The 26542-nt window shown below is 54.7% G+C and carries 26 protein-coding genes; 10 read left to right on the forward strand and 16 right to left on the reverse strand.

The window, feature by feature from the left end; translation table 11 throughout:
* The first annotated feature begins 178 nt into the window (after positions 1 to 178).
* The 4 genes from F1379_RS09410 (at position 179) to F1379_RS09425 (ending at position 4706) form a co-directional block, all read left to right on the forward strand.
* Entirely contained in the window at positions 179 to 565 is a 387-nt protein-coding gene (locus F1379_RS09410) for a GntR family transcriptional regulator (RefSeq protein WP_150268862.1), read from the forward strand.
* Positions 562 to 1293: an ABC transporter ATP-binding protein gene (locus tag F1379_RS09415; RefSeq protein WP_150268864.1), complete on the forward strand. Its 732-nt coding sequence runs from the start codon at positions 562 to 564 to the stop codon at positions 1291 to 1293. The genes F1379_RS09410 and F1379_RS09415 overlap by 4 nt, the downstream gene beginning before the upstream one ends.
* Entirely contained in the window at positions 1290 to 2849 is a 1560-nt protein-coding gene (locus F1379_RS09420; RefSeq protein WP_150268866.1) for a hypothetical protein, read from the forward strand. The genes F1379_RS09415 and F1379_RS09420 overlap by 4 nt, the downstream gene beginning before the upstream one ends.
* Positions 2850 to 2966: 117 nt before the next feature.
* Complete coding sequence (locus F1379_RS09425; protein WP_150268868.1) at positions 2967 to 4706, forward strand: CPBP family intramembrane glutamic endopeptidase; 1740 nt, start codon at positions 2967 to 2969, stop codon at positions 4704 to 4706.
* Between the two features lie 109 nt (positions 4707 to 4815).
* On the opposite strand, the gene uvrC is transcribed toward F1379_RS09425, so the two are convergent.
* From uvrC to F1379_RS09440, 3 genes are all read right to left on the reverse strand, one after another.
* On the reverse strand, positions 4816 to 6843 hold the full coding sequence (uvrC, locus tag F1379_RS09430) for an excinuclease ABC subunit UvrC (protein WP_150268870.1): 2028 nt from the start codon (positions 6841 to 6843) through the stop codon (positions 4816 to 4818).
* Between the two features lie 131 nt (positions 6844 to 6974).
* Positions 6975 to 7292: a thioredoxin gene (gene trxA, locus F1379_RS09435; protein ID WP_150268872.1), complete on the reverse strand. Its 318-nt coding sequence runs from the start codon at positions 7290 to 7292 to the stop codon at positions 6975 to 6977.
* Positions 7293 to 7483: 191 nt separating this feature from the next.
* Positions 7484 to 9328, reverse strand: coding sequence for an ABC transporter substrate-binding protein (locus F1379_RS09440; RefSeq protein WP_239004612.1), 1845 nt, complete (start codon positions 9326 to 9328; stop codon positions 7484 to 7486).
* A 113-nt stretch (positions 9329 to 9441) separates the two neighbouring features.
* Here F1379_RS09440 and F1379_RS09445 point away from each other — a divergent pair, with 113 nt between their 5' ends.
* Positions 9442 to 10695 carry an MDR family MFS transporter gene (locus tag F1379_RS09445; protein ID WP_150268874.1) on the forward strand — a complete coding sequence of 418 codons (1254 nt, stop codon included), beginning with the start codon at positions 9442 to 9444 and terminating at the stop codon, positions 10693 to 10695.
* Positions 10696 to 10790: 95 nt separating this feature from the next.
* Here the strand turns inward: F1379_RS09445 and dnaI are convergent, their stop codons facing one another.
* From dnaI to F1379_RS09460, 3 genes are all read right to left on the reverse strand, one after another.
* Positions 10791 to 11747, reverse strand: a complete 957-nt coding sequence (gene dnaI, locus F1379_RS09450; RefSeq protein ID WP_150268876.1) for a primosomal protein DnaI — start codon at positions 11745 to 11747, stop codon at positions 10791 to 10793.
* 21 nt (positions 11748 to 11768) lie between these two features.
* On the reverse strand, positions 11769 to 13304 hold the full coding sequence (locus F1379_RS09455; RefSeq protein ID WP_150268878.1) for a replication initiation and membrane attachment family protein: 1536 nt from the start codon (positions 13302 to 13304) through the stop codon (positions 11769 to 11771).
* Positions 13305 to 13556: 252 nt separating this feature from the next.
* Positions 13557 to 13853: a YuiB family protein gene (locus tag F1379_RS09460; RefSeq protein WP_239004613.1), complete on the reverse strand. Its 297-nt coding sequence runs from the start codon at positions 13851 to 13853 to the stop codon at positions 13557 to 13559.
* A gap of 244 nt (positions 13854 to 14097) precedes the next feature.
* Here F1379_RS09460 and hemQ point away from each other — a divergent pair, with 244 nt between their 5' ends.
* Positions 14098 to 14847 carry a hydrogen peroxide-dependent heme synthase gene (gene hemQ, locus F1379_RS09465; RefSeq protein ID WP_150268883.1) on the forward strand — a complete coding sequence of 250 codons (750 nt, stop codon included), beginning with the start codon at positions 14098 to 14100 and terminating at the stop codon, positions 14845 to 14847.
* Positions 14848 to 14991: 144 nt separating this feature from the next.
* On the opposite strand, the gene F1379_RS09470 is transcribed toward hemQ, so the two are convergent.
* Both F1379_RS09470 and F1379_RS09475 read right to left on the reverse strand, forming a co-directional pair.
* Positions 14992 to 15249, reverse strand: coding sequence for a hypothetical protein (locus tag F1379_RS09470; protein ID WP_150268885.1), 258 nt, complete (start codon positions 15247 to 15249; stop codon positions 14992 to 14994).
* A 1-nt stretch (position 15250) separates the two neighbouring features.
* Positions 15251 to 16444: an NAD(P)/FAD-dependent oxidoreductase gene (locus tag F1379_RS09475; protein WP_150268889.1), complete on the reverse strand. Its 1194-nt coding sequence runs from the start codon at positions 16442 to 16444 to the stop codon at positions 15251 to 15253.
* A 318-nt stretch (positions 16445 to 16762) separates the two neighbouring features.
* Between F1379_RS09475 and F1379_RS09480 the strand changes: the two genes are divergently transcribed.
* Positions 16763 to 17737, forward strand: a complete 975-nt coding sequence (locus F1379_RS09480; RefSeq protein ID WP_150269289.1) for an NAD(P)/FAD-dependent oxidoreductase — start codon at positions 16763 to 16765, stop codon at positions 17735 to 17737.
* A 120-nt stretch (positions 17738 to 17857) separates the two neighbouring features.
* Here F1379_RS09480 and sda read toward each other — a convergent pair whose 3' ends face one another.
* The 4 genes from sda to F1379_RS09500 form a co-directional block, all read right to left on the reverse strand.
* Positions 17858 to 18001: a sporulation histidine kinase inhibitor Sda gene (gene sda / locus F1379_RS09485; protein WP_150268891.1), complete on the reverse strand. Its 144-nt coding sequence runs from the start codon at positions 17999 to 18001 to the stop codon at positions 17858 to 17860.
* 364 nt (positions 18002 to 18365) lie between these two features.
* Positions 18366 to 19028, reverse strand: coding sequence for a YheC/YheD family protein (locus tag F1379_RS09490; protein WP_150268893.1), 663 nt, complete (start codon positions 19026 to 19028; stop codon positions 18366 to 18368).
* A 189-nt stretch (positions 19029 to 19217) separates the two neighbouring features.
* Entirely contained in the window at positions 19218 to 19805 is a 588-nt protein-coding gene (locus F1379_RS09495; protein WP_150268895.1) for a GNAT family N-acetyltransferase, read from the reverse strand.
* A gap of 188 nt (positions 19806 to 19993) precedes the next feature.
* Complete coding sequence (locus F1379_RS09500; protein ID WP_150268897.1) at positions 19994 to 20353, reverse strand: HesB/IscA family protein; 360 nt, start codon at positions 20351 to 20353, stop codon at positions 19994 to 19996.
* A 445-nt stretch (positions 20354 to 20798) separates the two neighbouring features.
* Between F1379_RS09500 and mqnE the strand changes: the two genes are divergently transcribed.
* Entirely contained in the window at positions 20799 to 21905 is a 1107-nt protein-coding gene (gene mqnE, locus F1379_RS09505) for an aminofutalosine synthase MqnE (RefSeq protein WP_150268899.1), read from the forward strand.
* Between the two features lie 49 nt (positions 21906 to 21954).
* Positions 21955 to 23016: an NAD(P)/FAD-dependent oxidoreductase gene (locus F1379_RS09510; protein ID WP_150268901.1), complete on the forward strand. Its 1062-nt coding sequence runs from the start codon at positions 21955 to 21957 to the stop codon at positions 23014 to 23016.
* Positions 23017 to 23132: 116 nt separating this feature from the next.
* Here F1379_RS09510 and F1379_RS09515 read toward each other — a convergent pair whose 3' ends face one another.
* Positions 23133 to 23387, reverse strand: coding sequence for a YuzB family protein (locus F1379_RS09515; protein ID WP_150268903.1), 255 nt, complete (start codon positions 23385 to 23387; stop codon positions 23133 to 23135).
* Positions 23388 to 23470: 83 nt separating this feature from the next.
* On the opposite strand from F1379_RS09515, the gene F1379_RS09520 reads away from it, so the two are divergent.
* Entirely contained in the window at positions 23471 to 23719 is a 249-nt protein-coding gene (locus tag F1379_RS09520; RefSeq protein WP_150268905.1) for a NifU family protein, read from the forward strand.
* 196 nt (positions 23720 to 23915) lie between these two features.
* On the opposite strand, the gene F1379_RS09525 is transcribed toward F1379_RS09520, so the two are convergent.
* The 3 genes from F1379_RS09525 to F1379_RS09535 are packed head-to-tail and all read right to left on the reverse strand — an operon-like array spanning position 23916 to position 26526.
* Positions 23916 to 24794 (reverse strand): MetQ/NlpA family ABC transporter substrate-binding protein, encoded by an 879-nt coding sequence (locus F1379_RS09525; protein WP_150268907.1) that lies wholly within the window; start codon positions 24792 to 24794, stop codon positions 23916 to 23918.
* A 53-nt stretch (positions 24795 to 24847) separates the two neighbouring features.
* Positions 24848 to 25516 (reverse strand): methionine ABC transporter permease, encoded by a 669-nt coding sequence (locus F1379_RS09530; RefSeq protein ID WP_150268909.1) that lies wholly within the window; start codon positions 25514 to 25516, stop codon positions 24848 to 24850.
* The gene (locus tag F1379_RS09535; RefSeq protein WP_150268911.1) at positions 25513 to 26526 is read right to left on the reverse strand and encodes a methionine ABC transporter ATP-binding protein; all 1014 of its coding nucleotides are present in this window, start codon (positions 26524 to 26526) and stop codon (positions 25513 to 25515) included. The genes F1379_RS09530 and F1379_RS09535 overlap by 4 nt, the downstream gene beginning before the upstream one ends.
* Positions 26527 to 26542: the final 16 nt, after the last annotated feature.

A 26542-nucleotide genomic window follows, 5' to 3' on the forward strand; every position in this document is an offset into this window, starting at 1 on the left:
CTGAATTGAACCATAAGCATTCAAATTATATACGTTAACCGCCAATTTCACAAAGAAACATTTTCACCAGTGATATTTCTCGCTTGTATTGTATGGCGAGTAGTGGTACACTCCATACAATACTCAACTGTATGGTTCGTATCCATACACTATAACAATATTCAACAAGGGGGAGCCTATGGAACCCACTGCGGAGCTCTTGCCACAGCATTTTCAGATTAATCCGGCGCTGCCGATCTATGAGCAGTTTGTCGAGGCCATCCGCGGACGGATTGTCAGCGGGGCGATTCCGCTCGGCATGCGTCTGCCCTCCGTCCGTGAGCTGGCGGCTGCACGCGGCGTCAATCCCACCACAGCGGCCCGCACCTATCAGGAGCTGGAGCGGACCGGACTCATCGTAACGTACCGGGGCCAGGGAACGTTCGTTACCGGAGACGAAGCTATCTTAGCAGAGGCGCGAAAGGCCATCGCCGTCAAGGCCGTGCGGGACTTCACATCGGCCGCCGCTTCCCTGGGACTCACCGCCGAACAAATGCTGAACATGTATAAGGAGGATTCAGTATGACAGAGAATTTTAAGCTCCTTGAACGGGAGCAGGCGCCGCTTGCAGTAGAATGCCTTAATCTGAGCCTGACCATCAAGCAGAAAGCGATTCTGGACAGCATCAGCTTTCAGATTCCGACCGGGAGCCTGACGGGCCTGCTCGGACCTAACGGTGCCGGCAAATCCTCGCTGCTGCGCATCATCTCGGGGCTGGCCCGCGGCGATTCCGGTTCTGTGCACCTCTTCGGAAAGCCCGCCGGACCGGAGCGGCTCGGGGAGCTCTCCCTGCTGCCGGACCGCAGCAATCTGCCCGGCTGGCTTACGGTCAGTGAATGGCTATTCTATGCCTCCGGCATCTATCCGGACTGGAGCGAAGCCCGTTCACGGGAATTGCTCAGCGAGCTGTCCGTTGCGGCAGATGCCCGCATTTCTGCCATGTCGCGCGGGGAAGAGGCCCGTCTGCAGCTGCTGACCTGCCTGTCACGGACCGCGCCGCTGATCATCCTCGATGAGCCGTTTACCGGCGTTGATCTACTCTCCAGAGAACGGATCGCCGCAGCCGTAGTCGGCGAGCTGGCCGACGGTAAGCGGACCGTACTGGTCGCGACCCATGACATCCGCGAGATGGAGCTGCTCTTCGACCGGCTGATTCTGATCGGCGGCGGCCGAATCCGCAGTGTCGATAATGTCGATGACCTCCGCCAATCCGGCCAATCGGTTGAATCCCGCTACAGAGAGGTGTTCTCATGACGGCGCTGAAGACATTGACGGCACTGGAGTACAGCCGGTTCAGCCTGGCCCGGCGCGGTAATGCATTGCGCATTGCCGTTCCCTCCGCGCTATTCCTGCTGCTTGTGCTCGCCGGGTGGTTACTACCATCCTCGCAGACTTCACCGCGAGCACCCTTTATATCAGCCATTCTGCTGCTGTGGACGTTTGCCATTGCCGTGTCATCCCTGCATATGTTGTCTTTTCCGGCGCAGCTCTACCGGGACTGGTTCCTCACTTTTCCTTGTCCGCGGCTTACTTTGCTGCAGGCCCAGGCAGCGAGCCTGCTGAAGCATTTGCGCAACGCAGCGCTGCTGGTCCTTCCGGCGGCGGCAGCCGTATATGGACTTTCCGTGATGTCGGGCCGCTATCAGCCGCTTCCTGCCGGAGAGTTCAGTCTGATGCTGCTAGCATATGTGGTGTTTCTGGTTGCGCTGCTGCCCGTGCTTGTCGTTCTCGGCCTGATGATCGGCCTGATGACATCGCGTAAATTGTGGATGCTTCTGTTCCTTTTGCCCTACCAGCTGCTCTGGATGTTCCCAATAGTTCTGGTGTCTGTAATAAATGATAACGAAATTGCATTAAGTGTGCTCCATTCGCCCTATTTGTCCACGGAGGCGGCTCTCGGATATACCGCAGTCCTCGTCCTGATCGGTTGGCCGGTGTGCCGGGCCATGCTGCCGCATATTGCCCGAAGCGCACTGGCTTCTCCCGCAGGTGCCTCCAGGCACTCCGTTTGGCCGGAGCCCGGCCGTGCCGCGCCACGAAACAAGGAGCTCCTGCAGCAGTCCAGCTCTTCATCCCGGCTGTTGACGCTCTACAGATTCGAGAAGAGCCGGTTCAGCAGGTGGGAGCGTATTAGAACGGTTAGAATTACAAAGTTCGTACTGCCATTTGTGATTGCCGCCCTGTTCTTCATCGCTGCGGCGGATCTGCAGTCTGTGCTGGCCTTACAGCAGCCGCTGTTTATGTTTCCTGCTCTCCTCGGCACATTCTATATGCTGGTCCGCAGCAGCTTTGAACAAAAGCTGCTCCCCTGGTGGCTGGGCTTCCCCATGGATCGCATCAAGCTGCTCGGAGTGTCAGTCGCTGCGGTCTGGACGATAATCATGCGCATCAGCTCGGTGTTCATCCTCTCGGCAGCGGCCGGTCTCGGAGCCGGATGGATCGCGGAGAGAGCCAATACAGAAAGTACACTGCTGTCTTTGCAATGGCTGGCTTATGCTTTCCTCACCTATGCAGCAGTGTTCACGTTCATGCTTTGCCTGCTGCAGATTGTCTACGCCCTGATGAAATCCCGGCTGCTCATTGTACTTACCTTTCCGCTTTCGATGTGCGCAGTGATGCAGGGTGTGCTGATTGACAAATTCCTGTTTCCGGCTGAGAGCAGCTTCGGCATGACCCCGGATTGGCTGCTCCTGCTCGCGGTGGCGGCAGCCGTTCTGGTGCTGGGGCCTTCCTGCGTTGCACTCGGAGCCAGGTATCTGGATTTAAGCCTCTTTACGCCAAACAGCGGAAAGCAGGTAAAACAAGCATAACTTTGCAGCCGCCGGCGTAATAGCTTAATACGGATTTTTTTGAAACCCCGGTCCGATTAATACTATAATTAGAATAAGCATCCATACCGAATCCGATCTATTTCAAGGAGGCGTTTCATGAATTCCGTCGGCCAGCCCTTACAACAGCGGCCTCTTTCCACCAGGCTTATTGTTACAGGCATCATCAGCCTTATTGTGTTCCTTATGTTTCAGGTCGCTCCTCAATTGCTGATCAATAAGGACGGGGAAGACACTACGATCATCAGCAAGGAGGAAGCCCGCGAGAACGCAGCCGCCTTCGCCGCCAGCCGGCTGGGCTACAGTGAATCCGCAGGGGACAAGTGGACGGTCCTGTATCAGACGGATTCGTCGTTCTACGGGTATATGTCGCGCGAGAAGCTTACCGAGGATTATTCGAAGCGCAAGCTGGATCAGCGCTATCCGTTCGAGGTGTTTCATGCCGCGCTGCATCCCGGCGGATCGGCAGACCCGCTGCTGGCCGTTGACCTGAACATATATACCGGCGAGGTGGTCTCCTTCGCTACAGGAGCGGATGCCGCAGCAGCCGCCGGCACTGATTACAGCAAGGCGCAGGCCACGGACAATGCCCCCAGCTCGGGCAGCGATTACGAAGCCTCTCCTTCAGCAGGCTCTCTTGCGGTGAACAGCGAGCCGGATCTGGCGCTCGAAACCAAAGAGCAGCTGGCTCTGCCCTGGCTCCAGACATGGGGCGTGAACCCCGCCAAGCTGCAGATTGCTGCCGGCAGCGACGGGTATGATCTCGTCTACACCGACAGCGCAGTCACCGTAGGCGAGTCCGCGCTGAATTACAATTTCAAGTTCACGGGCGGTGAGGTCTCCTACTTCCGGCCCGGGTTCAGTGCTCCTGCCTGGCATGATACTTATGTAGAGGACCAGAAGTCACTGGCGAATAAGCTGACGCTGCTCGGCTACGGTCTGCCTACGCTGGCGCTGGGTATTCTAGCGCTCATCTACAGCATTTTGACCCGGGGACACACGTCTTTCGCACGCGGCGTCTTTCTCAGCGCCGTCCATTTCGTCATCATGATGGTCAGCACCTATAATATGCTGCCTGAAGCTACAGACAGCAGTACGGAGGGCCGCATCACCGAAATCATCTTGTTCATTATCTATTTCCTGTACAGCCTGCTGATGTCTGCGCTGCTCTATTTCTCCCTGGTTGGGGGCGATGGTCTCTGGCGCAAGGAGGAAGGGCTTAATCCATGGGCACGCGCCAAAGAGCCGGGATACGGCAAATACGTGCTGGACAGTATCCGCGCCGGCTATATCTGGGCCTTTGTGCTGCTCGGCGTGCAGACTGTGATGTTCATCGCACTGTCGTTAACCCTGGACAACTGGTCGACCATCGATGCCAGCCAGTCGCCTTACAATATGCGCTACTCCTGGCTGCTGCCGATTGTCGCCTGGCTGGCCGGGTTATCCGAGGAAGCAGTCTACCGGATGTTCGGCATCCGCATGGTCAAGAAGCTGGTCCGAAGCACCTTCCTGGCCTCGCTGATTACGACGCTGATCTGGGCGATGGGCCATACCCTGTATCCGATTTATCCGGTGATCTCACGGCCCATCGAGCTGACAGTGATTGGTCTGCTCTTCAGCTTCATCTTCCTGCGGTACGGCTTCATCACTGCAATGTTCAGCCATGTCGTGTTCGACAGCATCCTGATGGGCGCGACCCTGATCTTCATGCAGGATACCGTCAATGTGGGTGCAGGTATCGTTACGCTGATCATGCCGTTCCTGGTCGGCTACATCGTCTACCGCTTCAATCCGCCCCGTAAGCCGGACCGGACAGATCCGGTGAGCTCATTGGGTTAGTTCAGTCGTCAGTGCTGTTCCATTTCCCGGCTTATGACACAGCAAACAGGGACACTCTTCGTGAGTGTCCCTGTTTCGTATATTCCTGCAGGCCCTGCCGCCGATGTCTTTACAGCGACGGCTCCTCGTCCCGCAGCGCCTCCAGAATCTGCTTCGCCAGCTTGTCGCCGATCGAGAGCGGCCGGAAATCCTCGACGGCTGCTTCCTTGATCTTCTTCAGTGAACCGAAATGCTTCAACAGCAGCTTACGGCGTTTCTCCCCGATGCCTGGAATGGAATCCAGCTTCGAGGTGACCATCGACTTAGCGCGCTGTTCGCGGTGGAAGGTGATTGCGAACCGGTGAACCTCATCCTGGATGCGCTGCAGCAGGTAGAATTCCTGGCTGTCCCGCGCCAGCGGCACCGGCTCACCCGTGTCGCCGACCAGCAGCTCTGCCGTCTTATGCTTATCGTCCTTGACCAGGCCGCATACCGGAATGAAGAGGCCCAGCTCGTTCTGCAGAATATCAATGGCAGAAGAGATTTGCCCCTTGCCGCCATCGACCACGATGAGGTCGGGCAGCGGCAGGTTCTCTTTCAGAACCCGTTCATACCGGCGCCGGATGACCTCGCGCATCGTTTCATAGTCATCCGGGCCTTGTACAGTGCGCACCTTATACTTGCGGTATTCCTTGCGCGCCGGCTTGCCGTCGATGAAGACTACCATTGCCGATACCGGATTGGCACCTTGGGTGTTCGAGTTATCGAACGCCTCGATCCGGCCGAGCGATTCGATTCCCAGCCTTTCCCCGAGCCCCATCGCCGCGCCGAGCGTGCGTTCTTCGTCCCGCTCAATCAGGCGGAATTTCTCATCCAGGGCAACGCGGCTGTTCTCGCAGGCCATGCCGACCATCTGCTTCTTCAGCCCGCGCTGCGGCACCAGCACCTTGATGCCCAGCCATTGCTGCAGTGCTGCGGCACCGCCCGCGGGATCGACCACACCGGCGGAGCCTTCGGCATCGGCCGGTCCTGGTTCCGCGCCTGCCCCGGAGGGCTCGCCGGACGCAGCTTCCCCGCCGGACGCAGCTTCCCCGCCTGAGGCAGCTTCCGCCGCGAAGGCAAGACCGGCTGGCTCTTGCTCTGGCTCCGCGGACATATCTGCTTCCGCCGCAGCGTCAGCACCGGCTGGCTCGGCGGCCTGCCGGCCGGAGCCTTCCTTCACGATATCCGGCAGCAGGATTTCCTGCGGCAGCGCCGGATTCTCGCTGTAATACTGCGCCACATAGGACATGAAATCGCTGTAGGCCTCTCCGTAGAACGGAAAAGCGGAGGAATGCCGCTGAATCATTTTCCCCTGGCGCATATACAGAATCTGCACACACATCCAGCCCTTGTCGACGGCATAGCCGAACACGTCACGGTCCTTGCTGTCGGCCGTCGTAATCTTCTGCTTCTCCATCAGGGCGTCGATGTGGATGATCTGGTCACGCAGCTCCTTGGCCCGCTCGAAGTACAGCTCCTCGGCGGCCTCCTGCATCTTTTGCTGCAAATCCTTCTTGACCGCTTCATGCCCGCCGCCGAGGAACCCGGCAATGCTCTGCGTGATCTCTTCGTAAGCCGACTTCGGCACTTCCTTCTCGCAGGGCGCCAGACACTGGCCCATATGGTAATAGAGACAGACCTCCTTCGGCATCACGCCGCATTTGCGCAGCGGATACATCCGGTCCAGCAGCTTCTTCGTCTGCTGTGCGGCATAGCCGTTAGGATAAGGCCCGAAATATTTCGCTTTATCTTTAACCACCCGGCGCGTCACTTCAAGGCGCGGATGGGCTTCATTCGTAATTTTGAGATACGGAAACGTCTTGTCATCCTTCAGCAGCACATTGTAGCGCGGCATATGCTTCTTGATCAGATTGCATTCAAGAATGAGCGCCTCCATATTGCTGGAGGTCACGATATATTCGAAATCGGTGATGTTCGCCACAAGGCGCTGGGTCTTACCGTTATGGCTGCCGGTAAAATAGGAACGGACGCGGTTCTTCAGCACCTTCGCCTTGCCGACATAAATAATGGTGCCTTCCTCGTTCTTCATCAGATAGCACCCGGGCTGATCAGGCAGCAGCGCCAGTTTGTTGCGGATATTATCCATGTAGTCCATGTAATCTCCCCCACGCAGACTTTCATTAGATGCTAGTAAAGTGTAACACATAAAGCGCCCCCGGATAAACCGGAGGCGCTGAAACCGCGGGGCAAGGTAATGCGTCCCCAGGCGATGCTCAAGCAGTGCTGTTATTGATGCTTAGCTACGATATTCTTCAGGGAGTCCTTGGAATTCAGGCCTACCACTTTATCGACGGGCTGGCCGTCTTTGAAGAAGATCAGAGTAGGAATGCTCATTACGCCAAACCGGGAAGCCGTTTCCGGATTCTCATCCACATTCAGCTTGGCGATCTTGACACTGTCACCCAGTTCGCCGGACAGTTCTTCCAGAATAGGGGCCAACATTTTGCAAGGACCGCACCAAGGCGCCCAGAAATCTACTACAACAGTCCCTTGACCTTCCACTTCGCTTACGAAGGATTGGTCAGACACGTTAACGATAGCCATGATATTGTTCCTCCTTTGGATAGTCCGGAGCTGGATCCGCACTTTGCATAGCCTGCACAAGTTGCAGCGGATTCACTCCGATAAAGTTACCTGATAAATTGGTTCATGTAATATGATAACCATATACAACCACAGTATAACATAACAATGCCGTGTTTGTTAATATTTTAAGTAATTATATTGTATCCAATTTAATTATCAATCTGCAAAACCGGCTGCAGCCAGATTTGATGGAACGGAGGCCAGCCGTAGGCATTAATTTCCACCCCGCGCACCGTCCGGTGATGCGAGGTATTGTTCTTCTTGTGGACCAGAAACAGGATGTGGTCGCCGCTCTTCATCAAGGCCTCCAGTCCGGCCAGCCCGCTGCGGCGGTGCTGCTGCCCGGGCTCCCTCAGAATCGCCCTTACCTGCTCCTCCACCGCCACCGCTGTTGCCGGGTCAAACGCCGGCTGTAAATAGTTGGGCTGCATATACAGCTGAATTTCCGCCACTTCATCGCCTGCCAGAACGGTGCCGAAGATTCTGGCATCATGCACATCAGCATCGTAAGCCTGATTTACCGTCCCGTTCCAGTCCGATACATCCAGTTCCATCCGGATACCGTACTCCGCCGCCCGGCTGCTGATCCACTCCGCATCTGCTTGGTGAAAGGTGTTAACCGCCAGCCGGAAGGGTTCCCCCCGGTAACCGCTCTGAAGCAGCAGCTTCGCAATATCCCTCTCCGGCAGTGCCGCCTCTTCACTGCTCTCCTCATCACTGCCTGGGCGGTAATGAAAGCCCGCAGCCGGATGAATCAGATCCGCTCCCAGCTCGTCAATCATCCGCTTCCGGTCGATCAGCAGATGAAGCGCATGACGGAATGCGGAGGATTGCTGCGGCCCGGATTTGCCGCAGTTAAAGACCATCACGGTGCAGCAGGTAAATAGCGTCTCGACATCGACCCATTCCCCGGCGCCTTGCTCCACCGCCTGCCGCCGCTCGCCGGTGGCATCGCCGTGCGAGGACATGACCGCAGTCCATTCCGGTTCACGGAAGTAGCCGTTCTCCACACTGCGTAAGATCAGAATCTCTACCCGGTCCAGCTGCGGGCGGCCGCGGAAATGCTGGCCGAAGGCTTCAAGCACGCAGCGATCTCTGGTGCGTTCCGCAACCCGGAAGGGCCCTGTCCCGCAGGGATGCAGTGCAAATGCAGCCTCATCCTTGCGGGCCTTCTCCACCGGGACAATGCCTGCCGAGACCGTGCCGAGAAACCGCAGAAACAGGTAATTGGGCTCTTTGAGCCTGATGTGAACGGTATACGGGCCCAGCGCCTCCAGCACCTCAATATGCCGGAACATCCAGCTTGCCTCGAATTCATCCGGCCGGTTCAGGAATCGTCCTAGGGTGAAGACGACATCTCCCGCGTTCAGTTCGCGGCCGTGATGGAACATCACTCCTTTGCGCAGGTAGAACACCCAGCTTCGCCCGTCGCTGCCGCTCTCCCAGGAATGGGCGAGACCGGGCCTCACCTCCTGTGTCCGGGAATCGTACTCTACCAGGGTATCGAATATCTCGGCGGATAGATGGGAATCGAACGCATAATATACTTGCGCCGGGTCCAGCGTAAAGATCGGCCGGTATACCGGGAACAGCAGCGTATCCTGCTGTCCGCCATCCCCCGCCTGTGTCTTGAAGCCCATCCGCTCCGACATCCAGTCGCGGAAGCCTTCTCTGGCCTCCCGGCTTCCGTAACGGGTCATCAGCTCCATGGCCTCTGCGGGGCGCCCCTGGTCCATACAGAGCCGGGCTTCGCGGAGCAGAACGTCTATGCCGTCAACCAGGAGCGCCAGCCGGGAGGAATGGCCGCGGCCCAGGCCGGCCAGCCAGCTGATCCATCCGCCCCCGCTTAAGCGCCGGATGAGCTGCTTCGCATAGCGGGGGGAGCAGTGCCACAGCTCTGCCAGCTCACCGACCGTTACGGCGAACGGCTCGCCGTGCGGCTGCTCCGGAGCGGCCTTACACAGCTCCAAGTAGTAGAAGGTTTCCGTCTGCACTGCCTGTATAGCCCCCATTCCAATATAAAAGGTGATCAACATGTACCACATTGTACCCTTTTTATCACCTTTTAGACAGCTATACTTAAGAGCAGCTAAAGGAGGATGCAGACATGAAACAATTAAGCCTGGGGAAGCTCGTTCCCCCCTTTCATCCCGCTGCCTGGGTTGTCATTATCGGAACCTTTCTGGCGCGGACCGGGTTCTTCATGACGATACCGTTTCTCGGAATTTACCTTGGCAGTACCAAAGGCATCGCCCCCGGAACCGTCGGTGCCATTCTGGCCATGAGCCTGCTGGTCGGGACCTTTACCAGCTTTGTCGGCGGGGTGCTGTCGGACCGGCTGGGCCGCTATCCGGTAATGATCCTTTCCATGGCGCTGTGGAGCCTGGTCTTTGCCGGCTTCGCCGTAGCGGACAGCATCTGGGAATTCTTCGTCTTAAGCGGTCTGAACGGCTTGTTCCGCAGTCTGTTCGAGCCTGCTGCCCGGGCATTGCTGGCCGATGTGACTGCTCCGGACAAGCGCGCCGATGCATTCAATGCCAGATACTTCGCCATTAATCTGGGCGGTGCAATCGGCCCGCTTGCCGGCCTCAAGCTCGGAATCGGCGGAACCTCCTCCCTGCTGCCCTTTATGGTCAGTGCAGCGGTTTATATGCTGTATGCCGGCTTTCTGCTGCTCTGGAGCCTGCGCCATCCCCACCGGCAGCAGTCCGGGAGCGAAGCGGTCCACCTGAGGCAGATGGTCCGGGTAGTTTTTACAGATAAAGTGTTTCTCTATTTCCTCGTCGGTAATATCTTTGTCGCGGGAGCCTATTCCCACCTGGATACCACACTTTCGCAGTATATCGGTCATGACCGGGTAGGCACTTATTCCTTCATCTTCGTCGTTAACACGCTGTCCGTGATGCTGCTCCAGTATCCGCTCGCCCGCTTCATGAAGCGGTACAGCTCCATGGCTGCACTGAAGACAGGCTGTATCTTCTTCGGGGTCGGTCTTCTGGGCTTCGGTGTGTTTGACAACCTCTTCCTGCTGGCCCTCTCCATGATGCTGTTTACCGTCGGCGAAATTCTTTGCTTCGTTATCGGAGATGTGCTTATTGGAGAAATCGCCCCGCAGCCGCTGCGCGGCGCGTACTATGGGGCCGGCGGCTTTGCCTTTATCGGGCAGAGCTTGTGTGCCTGGTTCGGCGGTATGCTGCTGGAGGTACTCGGCTTTGATCAAGGTCCGTTGATCTTCGCCATTCTGATGCTGCTGACCTTTGTGGCCTATCCGTTCTTCCGGCAAGGCCAGCGGCTGCGGGAGCGCCGGCACGATGCGGAGCCTACACCGTCTGTGGGCAATGCGGCTCTGGAAGCGCACTAGCTGGTCACTAGTATTCTACTGAGAACGGGCCAACGCAAAAAGCAGCCGTACCGAAGACATCTCTATCCTTCGGTACAGCTGCTTATTGTGCGTCTTTATCTGCCTTTGCCGCGCTGATTCTCCCCGTGAAGCTGAATAACCTCGACAAACGGGGCGATCCGGTCCATCAGCCGCTGTCCCTTGTACACCTCTTCGCCGTCCTTGCTCGTGAAGCTGAGATGCTTCGCGAGTCCGTCGAGCGGATAATTGGAGGTGTAGAAGGTGGGCTTGCGGTTCATCCGGTAATTCAGGATCGCGCCGAGCACATGGTCGCGGGCCCACGGGTTGAGGTTCTCGGCACCGATATCGTCAAAGATTAGCAGATCGCATTCCTTCAGCGTATCCACCATCTCCTTAAGCTTCTGATTATCGGTCATAATCAGCTTCAATTCCTCGATAAAGTCCGGCATGTACACAATAACGCCGGAGTACCCGGATACCGCCAGCTCATGGAGCAGATAGCACATCAGGAAGGTCTTGCCGGTCCCAAAGCTGCCATGGATGTACAGGCCATGCTTGGGCAGCCCGTTCTCCCTGATCTCATGAATATAGCGGAACACTTCCTGCACCGCCGGAGCACGCCGTAAATCCTTGCCCATAATATCCACTTCATCGTAGCCTCCGCTCAGCACCCGCTCGTCTACATAGAAGCTGCGGATCCGCTTGCGGATCATATCCTGGTTATCCTGGGCCACCTTCAGCTCACAGGGCGTCTTCCGTTCATATAAATCCGGCACACCGCCTACCGTCTCCACCGTAAGCTTGCTGTAATGTCCGGGGAAATCGTTCGGACAAGCTGCAAGACCCGGGCAGTTCGCGCAATGCCGGCTCTCCTCCACGTATTGATACAATTTGGGAAGGTTCAGCCGCAAGCGCGTTTCCTCCAGCTCGGGATGCTCCGCCTGCAGCTGCTTCACCAGAGGATGATTCAACAGCTCCTGCTGCAGGTCGCGGGAACGCTGGCGCAATGCGCTGTTATTCATGGAACGCAGCACTTCACCCATGGATTCCATGTCATCGTTCCCTCACTTTCTTTATTGCGTTTTGGTAACGCCTTTTTTCTTGCTGGCCTTGATATCGGCGGCCATTTTCATCATCGCTGCAAATTCCTCTTCCGAGACCGCTCCCGCCGTTCCGTCGTCGACCGAAATCGGGATCTCCGGCTTGGCCGGACGGTTTCCTTTGGCGTAGGTGCGCTGGCGTGTCCCGCCGGCTCCGGATGCGGATGCAGTGCCCGCGCCCTTGCCTTTGACCTTCGACTGGTCGCGGATATAGCGCACGGCCTTCTCATACGTATTCACTTGCTTCATCAGCATGTTCGAGGCGATCGCTTCGACAAAATTGCGGTTCATCCGCTGTTCGCCGCTTGTCGCGGCCAGCGTCATCACATAATGAATGAGTACATTGATGACTTCACTTCTCAGCTTGTAATTCAGATTAATATTATCGAAAATATCGAGCAGCTGCCCCGGAATGGTTCCCGGGAAAAACGTCTGCAGCAGCCGGGTATAAGGTTCGTTGCGCAGCATCATATTATACTGGTGGATGTCGCATTTAGAGATAAATTGCGGCGGGACCTCGACATAGTATTCCATTTCGACGGACTGCTCCGGCGGAGCAATTGGCTGCTCTTCCTCGGCGGCCGAGCGCAGCGACACCACCTTGGCTGCGGCGACCTCCCGTTTCTCCTGGCGCTTCAGCTCCTGGCGGAAATGCTGGCTCGCCTTATGCTGCAATGTATCGAGTATCAGCTCGCCGTCCGGGGCGAACACCCCGTCTTCATCCAGGAGGCGGCTGACATCCTGCGGACCCAGCCCGTACTTGCGGGCGATATAATTAATCATGCCCATCTGGGCATGGTCGAAACGCAGCTTCTCGACATGGGCCCGGTTCACCGATTCCCGCGGAAAGCGCAGAATAATATCGCTGTAGCCGATCACCGGCTCTTCAACACGCGGAGCGGGCTGGCGCACCGTGGCTACCTCGGCGAGCGCCTGCTCCAGCTCATAATCAATCACATGGGTATTGAGCTGAAAGATATCATAAAAGGGTACGGAAATATTCTCTTTATTCAGCGAGCGCCGTCCCCATTCCTCCGGTTCCTTGCACCAGAACTGCTCGCGCAGCGCCAGCACGGCAAATTTGCCGATCTTGTCGCGCAGCAGCAAGGTCAGATGCTGGGTGGCAAAGAACTCGGCCGGCCCCAGCGGCGGCAGCAGCTCGTATTCGTACAGATAGTCGTCGGTTTCCGCCATATAGATCCGGCTGGTCGAAAGAAGTCCTACCGCTTCGAGCATAGAAGCCTGCTCCACCAGGAACTTGCGGCCCTTCTCGTTCGGTTCGATGCCCAGCGTCAGAAACAGCTTGCGCTGCTGCTCCGCTTCCGAGTAACCAATGCTCTCGGCCGGGACATGCTCGAAGAGCAGCCTGTACAAGCTGATGGCGAAGGCGCCGACCATCGGCTGGTAAGCCGATCCGAGCATTCGTCCGTCCAGGCCGCTGAGACCGAATTCGCGGGAAACGCAGTACCGGTGATGCTCCGTAAAGTGATGCAGGTTGCTCATGCGCATCTGCGGTTTTCTCCCCCTTCTCCATACGAATTCATATAGGTTTCTATTCTATCACAAAACACCCGGCCCGATATGTAAAAAAAGAACCAAATCAGGCGCTTTTTCCGGCAAATTCGACAGTTTGTTCAAGCTTGCGCACCTTTTAACCATAGAATAGCCCTACAAGGCAGGCCACCACGTAGCTGCTGAATCAGGTACTTAGCGGAGGCTCCGAAAATAAAAAAACGGCCCGCGCTCAGCCGTTTCCCTTGTTCAAAATAATCTGTAGCCGGCCAGCCGCAGCTTGCGGATCGTCCAGCCGCTGAGCACCGCTCCGGCAAGCCCGGCGAGACCAATCATACCATCGCCGAAGCGCACAGCCAGCAGATGTTCGCCAAGCGTCATCGTACTCCGGTTCCAGTACGAGTAGACGACCACCGGCAGAATCACCAGCAGATAGAGACCTGCAGGCGCCCAGGTCATTCTCATCAGCATAGCAAGGACAAAGCCGATCCCGAACATCATCACGAAGAACAGAACGGCCAGCATCAACTCTGGCAGACCATCCACAACGACCGCCATCTCCTCTCTCTATAAACAACCGCACATCGAGCAATCAGTAATTGTTAGTTTACTAGAAAAAATGTAACGAAGCAATGAACATTCCTGCCACAGTTGCCGAAAATACACTAAACCGCCGGGGCCGGAATTTGCTCTTGCCCTTTGGATTGCGCTACAATAAAAAATAGAGCATATGATCGTACATAGTGCTGCAAGCCGCTGAAATATACTTTACGTATTGGAGTGAAACCGCATGAGTGAAGCTGCTGTTACATTGGAAGGCTGGTATGCGTTGCATGATTTCCGCTCGCTGGATTGGACGGCCTGGACAAAGGCCGACGACGAGGAGCGCGCCGTCGCCCTGGAGGAGCTGCACCAGTTTATGGGCGAATGGGGACCGGTGGAGGAAGCGAAGCAGGGAAGCTCCGCCGTATACAGCATTGTCGGCCAGAAAGCCGATTTCGTAATGATGCTCCTGCGCGAGACCCTGGAAGATCTGAACGCGCTGGAAACCGCCTTCAACAAAACCGCCTTTGCGCAATATACAACCAAAGCCTACTCGTATGTCAGCATCGTTGAATTGAGCAACTACAATGCAGGAGGCGACGGCGGCGATCCGATGCAGAATCCGCATGTCGCTGCACGCCTTAAGCCGATCCTGCCGCAGGCTAAGCATATCTGCTTCTACCCGATGAACAAGAAACGCGAGCTTGCCGATAACTGGTACATGCTCGACATGGAGAAGCGCAAAGAGCTGATGTATTCGCACGGTCTGATCGGCCGTTCATACGCCGGCAAGGTGAAGCAGATCATTACCGGCTCCGTCGGCTTCGACGACTGGGAATGGGGCGTGACGCTGTTCGCCGAGGACGCGCTGCAGTTCAAGAAGCTGGTCTACGAAATGCGCTTTGACGAAGTCAGCGCCCGCTACGGCGAGTTTGGCCCCTTCTATGTCGGCAACCTGCTGACACCGGGGTCATTCGAGGAGCTGCTGAAGCTGTAAGCTCCTTAGGAGAGAACGGCCCATCCGGTTTTCGCCAGAGTGGACATTCCTGACTTCCCATTCAGATAAAGAGAGCCTGGCAGCTTATAACCGCCAGGCTCTCTTGTTGTTATATCGCATCTGTCGGGCCGCAGGACTTAAGGTTCAGTCCTCGTCCTCGTCTTCCTCTACTGCCCGCAGACTCTCCAGATATTCCGCCGTAGCCCGGTCGCGCGCCCGGCTCTTGTCCTTCAGCCGTTCGATGGCCGGCAGAATCAGAACATCGATCTCCTTCTGCACATGGTAAGCGAGGTCATAGCGGCTTTGGTCCTCCAGATAAGTCCCGGCCTCAATCAATCCGTTGTAACGGTCCAGTTCTTCACGCGTCAGCAGTCCGCGCACTTGTACACTGCAATGGCGCATCCTACAGGAATCTTCCCTTCTTCAGGACCAGCGAAATGCCGCCAATGATAAACAAATAGCGCATGTCGACAACCTTCTTCAGTTGGGCAGCGGTCCATCCTTTATATTTCTTGTCGCCCACTACAGCTATACCCTGGCCTTTGCCAAGCGAAGCTACCGTTCCCTTGTTGCTGAACACGAACTTCTTCGCCTGCTGCCCGCGGATGGCTGCCACGAGGTTATGGGCGCAGCATTCGCCCTGCTGCATGGCAATCTGTGCCGTCGGCGGATAAGGACGGCCTTCGGGATTGATCATCAGCGAGCCGTCGCCGATGATAAAGATGTTCTCATGACCCGGTGCACGCAGGTATTCGTCCACCTTCACGCGGCCGCGCATCGCTTCGAAGCCTGCCGCTTCAATCAGCCGGTTGCCGCGGATGCCGCCCGTCCAGACGATGGTCGAGGCCTTGATTTCTTCACCGGTTGCCAGCACTACGCCGCCCGGCAGGCATTCTTTGATCGCTACACCGATCTTGAAGGTGACGCCCTTCTTCGTCAGCACCGTCATGGCATGCTCCACCAGTTCAGGAGCGAAGCCGGGCAGCGCTGTAGGTGCGGCCTCAATATTGTAAATATTCACCATACCGGGATCTACATCATATTCCTTGCATAGCCCGGGAATACGGTCGGCGAGCTCGGCCACAAATTCGATGCCGCTGAAGCCCGCTCCGCCAACTACAAAATTAATGTGCTCCTGGGCATTGTTTTCATTTTTATACTTGGCAAATTGATATTCGATATGTTCACGGATCAGGCGTACTGAATTGATGCTGCGGATGGTCAGCGCATATTTATCAAGCCCCGGAATGCCGAAGGTCTCCGGCTCACCGCCCAGCGCAATCACCAGATAATCGTAAGATAAAGTGCCGTCTTCGAGAATGACCTTTTTCTGCTGGGTCCGGATTTCCTGGACGGAGGATTTCACCAGGTCGATCTTAAATTCGTCAATCAGCTTGGAAATCGACACGCGCGAATGCTCAACGCTGTCCGTTCCCGCCGCAGGCATGTGCAGATGTGTTGTGAAATAATGATATTCGTGGCGGTTCACCAGCGTTACGTCCGCCTCATTATAATTCAAGGCCTTCTGCAGCCGCTGGGCGGTCAAAATACCTCCATATCCCGCGCCGAGGATTACAATCTTGGGAATACTGCTCATGGTCCGGCTCCTTCCAACAGGTGAATCTGTCTATGTGTTTTTATTTTTTATATGTTTTTGTGAATTTTTACACTTAATTTCGGAGGAAATTCCAATAAAACTTAAAGCAATTCCAAAATAACCATATCCATTGTAAACCTTAGTATCGTTTTAATCAAATATTATCATGCAGGAAAAGGACACAATTTTCCGCGCACTTTAAGCCTTTGCAGCGGGGTCCTACAATGATTATAATGAGAAAGTACGCTAGTATGGCAAATTGATTATATCAACTCGGAGGTGTAATTTTACGTGACAGTAGAGCAATCCGGCGTTCCTATGAGCGACCTTCTAATTATAGGCGGTGGCCCGGCCGGCATGTTTGCCGCCTTTTACGGCGGAATGCGCCAGGCATCGGTAACACTGATTGAGAGCATGCCCCAACTGGGCGGGCAGTTAGCCGCTCTCTACCCTGAAAAATATATTTACGACGTTGCGGGCTTCCCGAAGGTAACCGCACAGGAGCTGGTCAACAACCTCTCCCGGCAAATGGACCTCTTCCAGTCCGATATCCGGCTGGAAGAGAAGGTGGTAGGCCTTGAGAAGCGGGACGAGCGCCATTTCGTCGTAACTACCGATAAAGCCGAGTATCACAGCAAGGCCGTAATTATTACTGCCGGCGTCGGCGCTTTTGAGCCGCGGCGTCTGGAGCTGCCCGAAGCACCCCGCTTCGAGAAAGCGAACCTGCATTACTTTGTCAGCGATCTGAATGCCTTCCAGGGCAAAAAGGTGCTGATCAGCGGCGGCGGAGACTCCGCAGTTGACTGGGCACTGATGCTGGAGCCGATCGCCGAGCAGGTCACCCTGATTCACCGCCGTGATAAATTTCGTGCGCATGAGCACAGTGTAGAGAAGCTGATGGCCTCCAAGGTGAATGTCGTCACCCCTTCGGAGATTACCGAGCTGCACGGTGAAGAGTTCATTACCAAAGTCACCCTGTCCCACATCAAGACCAAAGAAACCCAGGAGCTTGAAGTGGACAGCGTTATCGTCAATTTCGGCTTTGTATCCTCGCTGGGACCCATTGCCGAATGGGGCATTGAAATCGACAGCAATTCGATTGTAGTCGATTCCCGCATGGAGACGAGTATCCCTGGTATCTTTGCCGCCGGCGACATCACCACTTATCCAGGCAAGCTAAAGCTGATTGCCGTAGGCTTCGGCGAAGCGCCGACCGCAGTGAACAACGCCAAGGTCTATATAGACCCAGAAGCCAAACTGTCTCCAGGACACAGCAGCAATCTCAAGATGTAATAAGGATTTCTACAATAAAAGGGTATCCCTTCAGGTTGACTCACTTCAATCTGAAAGGATACCCTATTTGTTGTCCCTTGCGGTTTACTGTATCTCTGCTGCAAAGGTGTACTCTGATCTTTAATGAAGAACCGCATGAACTGGGAAGTGTAAGTTCCGTTTGCGAATTTCAGCGAGTAATAGAGCGATGAAATCATGCTCCAGTTGCAGCTCTATTGCTCTATGATAAGAGTCAAGCAGCATCTCATCCGATAATTCAATCATAACGTTCACCTACCTTTCCTTTTCTAAATCTGATTCTATCATAGCAAACTATCAATTATCGAACAAGCGTTCCTAGTATCCACAGGCCCTTGTGGAAAATCTGTGCATAAATTGTTAGTAATGTCCATAAAGCCGTTAGCACCGCAGTGCACAATGGGGATAACTGTTATGCACAGGACGTTTGCCCGAGATGTGTGCAAAAAATATTTTTGAATCGTCCATATATTTCGTGTTTTTTAGAAAAAATTACCTCATATTACCTCTAATTACCTCGAATCCGGCATAACTAAACGCTATTCTAGCCTATTACTCTAATTATCGTCAATGTTTAAAAATTGTTTAATTTGTTATTGTGTTTAGTTTACTATTGCGGTCTTGTATTTACTTCCAGTATCCATATTCTTCCGCTTTGATCAACGGCATAATCAAAACCCAGTTCGCCGATTCCCGGAAACCGCCGTTCCATAATGCCGATGCAGTGAATGGTGAGACGGCGCATTTCCGCTTTTTTGGCCGAGGATTTGATCTTCGGGAGAGAATGCCGCAAGCCCTGGCGGCAGCTCATCATCGTCCCGCCCTTGCAGAGATTGGTTACGAAGAGTCCGGGACGCGCCAGTCTGCCGACCATGGAGCGGAATTCCCATACCCCGTTATTCTTAACCACTTTGACTCGGTAATCAATGGGTCTGCCGGCGATTCGGGCCAGTGAAATTCCCTGCTGAATCAAATATCTCCTTCTGACCTTCACCCGCTCCAGCGCTTGCCGCATACTACGAAAATCGGAATATACCCGCGTGCTGTCCATATAAGTAAAGCCGTATCCCCGCGCATCCCTAAACACCTTGATTACCCCATAGCCCCCGCCGCCCACGACCGGCTTGATCACCACATTACCGTAGCTTCTCAACATGCTGAGCAGTCCGGCAGCACTGTATGCCTTCGTTCTCGGAATGTAACCGGCAATCCGTGCATCGCTAAGCAGCGCCTCGGTTTTCAGCCACTTGCTGGCCAGTTGTCTTCCTGCCATCGTCCTCCCTCTCCTTTCGTTTATCCCAGCCTACTACCCTATAGAGTACTCAGGAGAGGGGCCTCCTTCTTGTATGATTGTCCTTGTATGAAGGCGTTCACGCCAAAAAAGGGCATATGGCTGCGGAGCCTTATGTCCCGATTAAGCTTAGGTCAACCCATTTTTGTTATTTTGTCTGACTTATATAGTTTATTGTATGACAATAGAGCTTGATGGCTTGTGCAAATGGACAGCTCCATCCGCTGAACCTGACCGGAATTCATCCTCCAGAATTGCATACAGCAGAGAGCTCTGCCAGGTCTCCCTGTGCCACTTGTGCTCGCGCAGCAGCCCTTCATAGGTCATCCCCAGCTTCTGCATAACCTTGGCAGAGCCGGCATTGCCCGGACGGCAGGTGGCGAAGATGCGGTGCAGGCCCAATTCACCGAATCCGAAGCGCAGCAAGGCTTGTCCCGCTTCGCTTGCATACCCTTGCTTCCAATAAAGCGGGTTCAGGCAATATCCGATCTCCCCTTGACGCGGCTCACTCACGTAAATTCCGCAACCGCCGATCAGCTTGCCGCTGCCCTTCAGCACCACGGCGAATTCAAAGCTTGTACGCGGCTCCTGCCCCTGCCATTCCTGCACCATCCGGAGATAATCCTCAGTCTGCTCGCCTGTATTTGGCCCCCACAACATGTATTTCGTCACCGCAGGGTCAGAGGCATAACTATGTACCGGTCCGTAATCTTCGTCCGTGAATTCGCGGATCAATAGCCGCTGCGTCTCCAGTCGCATGGACGGTTCCCCCTTTCTAATATAAGCAAAATCGACGCCGCCCGACACAGCCTCGTATTTTGTCGGTCCAGCCCGTTACCCGTAACAACAAGATAACTTGCTATATAAAAAAACCTCCCGAATGTGTTATTTGCATTCTACACAATTCGAGAGGTTATTTTAAAGCGTAAATTTCTGTCCTAGCCGTCTTAGCAAGGCTCCGCGCTTGGATTCCCCGCTTCTTCCTTCGTGCGGAACGATGATCCGCAGCCGCAGGTAACTGTTGCGTTCGGGTTGTGGATGGTGAAGCCTCCGGTCATGCCGGATTCCTCAAAATCAATCTCCAGGCCGTTCAGGTAACGAATATCGTCCTTGGTTACAACCACTTTCACACCTTGTACATCCATGTAAACATCCTGCTCGGTTTCGTTGTCATCGAAGCCCATCGCATACGAGAAGCCGCTGCAGCCTCCTGCTGTAACGCCCAGCCGCAAGAACATATTCGGAACTTCCTGCTGCGCCAGCATTTCTTTGATCTGCTCCGCCGCTGTTTCACTGATAGTAATCATAAAAGGTCTACCTCCTAAATATGTGATTGAAACGCCATCGCCGGCAATTAAAGGGACTACTCCTCCCGTTAATCTTCAGCCAATACGCCATTGTAATAAAATAAAGGATCCGTTAGAGTAAAAAGCAATTTTACGGATAAAAGTTACCTTCTATATAAAATCAAGCTGTATAACTTCAAGTATACTCCACTATTTCACCTCTCTCAAGTCATACCTGCACTGCTCCGCAAGCTTGAGTGCCGTTTTTCTCTTCATCTTATCCCTCTGACGTATGTTGCTCACCTGTGGCGGGAGGTTTATAATATAGGTTGCGACAGAGATAAAAATTCGGAAATTTGTCACGGAGGTTATTGCTGCCTTTGTTATTTTATACTGACGGCGGCGATAGATTGCCGGAACATTCTCGCGGGTGCTATCGCCTCGCTAACCCCCAGGAGGAATTCATATGTCTACACTCATCACCCCCCACACCGATACCAGAATGGCGAGTATTATTGAGAAGGTTCGCGGCGGCGAACGGTTGAATCTAGAGGACGGCGTTTATTTATATGAGAGCAATGATCTGCTGACCATCGGCCAGCTGGCGGATGAGGTTAACCGCCGGAAGAACGGCGATAAGGTGTATTTTATCGAGAATATGAGCTTGTACTTCACCAATGTATGTGAATCGCGCTGCGCCTTCTGTAATTTCCGCAAGGATGACGGTGAAGAAGGCGCTTATACTCTTTCCGGCCCGGAAATGGTCGATTATGTGAAGCAGCATATTCATCCGGGCGTACGCGAGTTCCATATTGTCGGCGGACATAATGATAAGGTGCCCTTTCAATATTATGTTGATTCCCTGAAAGCGCTGAATGAAGCTTTCCCGGAAGTGACGCTGAAGGCGTATACTGCGGCTGAAATCGACTTCTTTACCCGGATCAGCGGGCTCAGTATCCGCGAAGTGCTGGAAGCGCTGCGTGCAGCAGGTCTCCAGAGCCTGACCGGCGGCGGAGCGGAAATTCTCTCTGATCATTACCGCAAAAAAATGCATGTCGACAAAGCAGGCGTCGCGGAATACTTGGAAGTACACCGGGTCGCCCATCAGCTCGGGATGAAGACTCATACTACCATGCTGTACGGCTCCATTGAATCCCGTGAGGACCGTATCCGCCACATGCTGCAGATCCGCGAGCTGCAGGACGAGACCGGCGGCTTCATGGTATTCATTCCCCTGTCCATGCAGCCCAAGAACAAGAATGCTGGCATTATGCGCCGCAATTCCGCCTTTGAAGACCTCAAGACCATTGCGGTCAGCCGCCTGATGCTGGATAACTTCGACCATATCAAAGCTTACTTCATCAATATCGGACCGCAGTTAACCCAGGTGGCACTCAGCTTCGGTGCATCCGATGTGCACGGCACCATCCTTAAGGAGCGGATCAGCCATGCAGCCGGTGCGCTCACTCCGGAAGGTCTGACCCGCGATGAGTTGATCTGGCTGGTCAAGGGCGCCGGCAAAATACCGGTGGAACGCGACACCTTCTATAACGAGATTAAAGTCTACGAATAACCAGTCCTGCCTGTTCCAGAAAGCCATTTCGGAAAGGAAGATCGGTCATATGAGAACATTGCTCGTGCTCGGCGGCGGCTATGGCGGCCTCGCCCTCGTTCAAAAACTGCTGGACAGCCATCTCCCCCATGATGTGGAAATTATCTTGATCGACCGGATGCCGTTTCAGGGCATCAAGACGGAGTATTATGCGCTGGCTGCCGGAACGGTGGCGGATCATGACCTGCGGATTAAGTTCCCCGTCCACCCTCGTCTGCGCATCCGCTACGGCGAGGTAGGATCAATCGACCTGGAGAGCCGGATGGTCCTGCTCTCCTCCGGTGAGCCTGTGCTCTATGATATGCTGGCAATTGCGCTGGGCTGTACAGATAATTACCACGGCATCCCGGGTGCCGAATTGCACACCTGCAGCATTCAGAGCATGGCCAGCACACGGGAGACCTTCCTGCGGCTGAACAATGTGAAGCCGTATGGAACGGTGAATATCGTCGGCGGCGGACTGAGCGGCGTGGAGATTGCCGCCGAGCTGCGGGAAAGCCGTCCCGATCTGAACATATCCATTCTTGACCGGGGAGAGCGGGTATTGTCCGCTTTCCCGGCCAAGCTGTCCCGTTATGTGGAGGAATGGTTCAACGAGCATCAGGTGCAGACGGTAAGCCATGTCTCCGTCTCCCACGTGGAGGCAGATGCCGTATTTAACGGCAGCCAGGCCCTGCCCGGTGACGTAACGGTATGGACCGCAGGCATTCAGCCGGTCAAGCCGGTACAGCAGCTGGAGCTGCCGAAAGACCGCAGCGGCCGGCTGATCGTCGGCCAGTATTACAATCTGCCTGACTACTCCGATGTCTATATCATCGGAGACTGTGCCAGCCTGCCCTTCGCGCCCAGCGCCCAGGCAGCGGAAGCGCAAGGGGAACAGGTGGCGCATATCTTGAAAGCGCTTTGGCGCGGGGACACTCCAAGACTTACCGCGATCAAGCTGAAGGGGACGCTGGGCTCGCTCGGCAAGAATTCGGGCTTTGGCTTAATGGGCAAGCGCACGGTCATGGGCCGTGTGCCCCGGCTCCTTAAGAGCGGCGTACTGTGGATGTCCAAGCGGCATTACGGCTAATCCATCTACGGATGTGGGTCCTCACATAGGGCCCTTATACAACTTCGTTGTTGTATTTGCCGGATACATCAAGGCGTCGTAACAGCTGCTGCAGCCGTTACGACGCCTTGACCTGTTTAGTCGATTTCGAGGTTGTCCCAAGCCTCCTGCTCCTTAATATAGGCGGCGATGGCTGCCTCCAGCTCCTCCGGTGTCTCGGCTGCAATAATCTCCCCGTCCACCATCGCGAAGGGTCTTAAATAACATTCTCCGCAGTTGTTCAGACAGCCGTACTCCACGACATCGTATTCCGGGTTCTGCTCCAGCTTCTGTTTTAGCTGCTCGGTGCCGGAACCCAGATTACTGGCACAAAATTCAATGATTGGTCGCATAATGATCTCCCTATATTGGTGTGAACCATTTTATTTTTTAGTGTTTTGTACTATAATAAACGTACGAAAGGAGTGATTGAGAAATGAGTGAGAATATACAAAGCGCAACCATGTACGATGAAGTACTGGAAGTTCTTGATAAACTTCGTCCGTTCCTGCAACGCGACGGCGGCGACGTTGAACTCGTCGATGTAGAAGACGGTATCGTCAAGCTGAAGCTGATGGGTGCCTGCGGCAGCTGCCCAAGCTCCACGATCACGCTGAAGGCTGGTATCGAACGCGCCCTTCTCGAAGAAGTGGAAGGCGTGGAAGAAGTCGTTCAAGTATTCTAATTCCTTATGGTATATCCCGGCCTCTGTTACAGGAGAGCCGGGATTTTTCTTTTATTTAATGGTGATTATTTTTCAGTATAGTGATTTGCCTGCACCAAGGCAACCTGTAGAAAATAAATCCAGCCGCAATAAAAAGGGTGTTGAAGAACCCGGAGGTTCTTCAACACCCTTTATCTGTTGAGGCGGTCCAGGCGTCTTAGAACGCCGGCACTACCGCTCCTTCGTATTTCTCTTCGATGAATGCTTTCGCTTCCGGAGAAGTCAGCGCTGCGGCCAGCTTCTGGATGGCATCGGAATCCTTGTTGTCCGGACGGGCAACCAGGATGTTGGCATAAGGAGAATCTCCGCCTTCGATGAACAGCGCGTCCTTGGTAGGAACAAGGTCGGCTTCCAGCGCAAAGTTGGTGTTGATCAGCGCCAGATCCACCTCATCCAGTTGGCGCGGCAGCATAGCGGCATCCAGCTCGATAATTTCCAGGTTCTTCGGATTTTCGGTGATGTCAGCTTTGGTCGTAGCGATGTTAGTATCGTCCTTCAATGTAATCAGACCGTTCTTGGCCAGCAGAATAAGCGCGCGTCCGCCGTTAGTGGCATCGTTCGGAATCGCTACTTTAGCGCCGTCAGCCAGTTCATCGATGGATTTGATTTTCTTGGAATACGCACCGAAAGGCTCCACGTGAACGGCAACTACAGACTGCAGGTCTGTCTTGTTGTTCTTGTTCTGATCGTCCAGGTAAGGCTGATGCTGGAAGAAGTTAGCGTCAAGCTGCTCTTCGGCCAGCTGTACGTTCGGCTGTACATAATCGCTGAATTCCTTGATTTCAAGCGTGATGCCCTGAGCTTCAAGCAGCGGAGCAATCGCCTTGAGGATCTCGGCATGCGGCACCGGAGATGCGCCTACCACCAGGGTTACCGGATCGGCAGCCGGTTCGGTTGTCGGCTCAGCCGGAGCTTCCGATGCCGGAGCGTTCGTGGCAGCCGAATTAGCGGCATTGCCGGCGTTATTGTTGTTTCCGCAAGCAGCCAGCACCATCACCAGTGTCAGGCTGAACAGCGTAAGCAGAACTTTCTTCATTTGTAACTCCCCCTCTAATCATTATGTTTGTATGAATAAGGCTTCATAATACCTTATTTCCGGGTAAAATGTTTCACCAGCCGGTCGCCGGCGATTTGCAGCAGCTGCACAAGCACCACCATAAAGATGACGGAAATGATCATGACTTCCTTCTCATAACGGTAGTACCCGTAACGGATGGCCAGGTCTCCCAGTCCTCCGCCGCCTACCATCCCCGACATCGCCGTGTAGGAGACCAGGGTGACAAGCGTGATGGTCACTCCGGCAAGAAGTCCTGGACGGGCCTCGGCCAGCAGGACGCGCCTTACAATCTGAAAGGTCGAAGCCCCCATGCCTTGGGCTGCCTCGATTACCCCGCGATCCACCTCGCGCAGCGAAGTCTCCACAAGCCGGGCGAAGAACGGAGCCGCTCCGATGACCAGCGCAGGTATAGTTCCCAGTACACCGATTGCCGTGCCGACAATCGCCTTACTTACAGGGATTAACGCCACCATCAGGATGATAAACGGTACCGACCGCAAGATATTGACGATAAATGATAATACCGAGTAAACAACTCTGATAAACATGTTTTTCGATCTGCCACTTAAATATAACACAATTCCGAGTGGTAAACCAAGAATAATTGTGAATATTCCTGAATAAAGCAGCATTTTTAATGTGGCTATCGTTGCCTCCTGCATTTCTTGCCAGTCAATGGCGCTGAAATCAAGTCCGCTCATCGGGAAAGCACCTCCACATCCAGCCCTTGGGCGGTCAACTCAGCTATAGTTGAAGCCACGGCTGCGGGCTCCCCCTCGAAGCGTACAACCAGCTGGCCGTAAGGCACATCCTTGATTGTAGAAATGGTTCCCTGCAGTATGGCAAAGTTAACCCCTGTACCGCGCGCTACATGGGACAGCGTCGACTCATAAGTCTTCTCGCCCAGGAAGGTAATCTTGACCGCCTGGCCAAGATCGCCGCCAGCCAGTGCCGCCTGAAGCGGACTGTCCTGCTGGGTCTCGCTGCGGATAAATTCTTTCGTGACATCATGACGCGGCTTCAGGAAGACCTTGGCCACCTCGCCCTGCTCAACAATACCTCCGCCGTGAATGACGGCTACCCGGTCGCAGATGCTTTGAATGACATGCATTTCATGGGTAATCAGTACGATGGTCAGATTCAATTTGCGGTTGATATCGAGCAGCAGCCGCAGAATGGAGTCCGTCGTCTGCGGGTCCAGCGCCGAGGTCGCCTCGTCGCAGAGCAGCACATGCGGATTGCTGGCCAGGGCGCGCGCGATGCCGACGCGCTGCTTCTGGCCGCCCGACAGCTGTGCAGGATATTTGTTCCGGTGCTCTTCCAGCCCGACCAGGCTCAGAAGATCCTTCACCTTGTCTTCAATCTGCGCCTTTGACAGCTTCACCAGCCGCAGCGGGAAGGCAATGTTGTCATATACCGTAGCGGAAGACAGCAGGTTAAAGTGCTGATAGATCATGCCGATCTTGCGCCGCTGCTCCTGGAGCTGGGAGCGGCTGAGCCGGGTAAGGTCCACACCGTCCACCCACACTTCACCTTCCGTCGGACGCTCAAGCAGATTAATGCAGCGGATCAGCGTGCTTTTGCCGGCTCCGGAATGGCCGATGACGCCGAAGATTTCCCCTTTTCTGACCGAGAGGTCCAGATTGGACAGCGCCGTAGCCGCCCTCTTGCCCTTGCCGTATACCTTGGTAATTCCTTTTAATTCGATCAATCCCGTTGTCCCCCCT

The organism is Paenibacillus tepidiphilus (assembly GCF_008635795.1).
GTDB classification, from domain to species: domain Bacteria; phylum Bacillota; class Bacilli; order Paenibacillales; family Paenibacillaceae; genus Paenibacillus_AQ; species Paenibacillus_AQ tepidiphilus.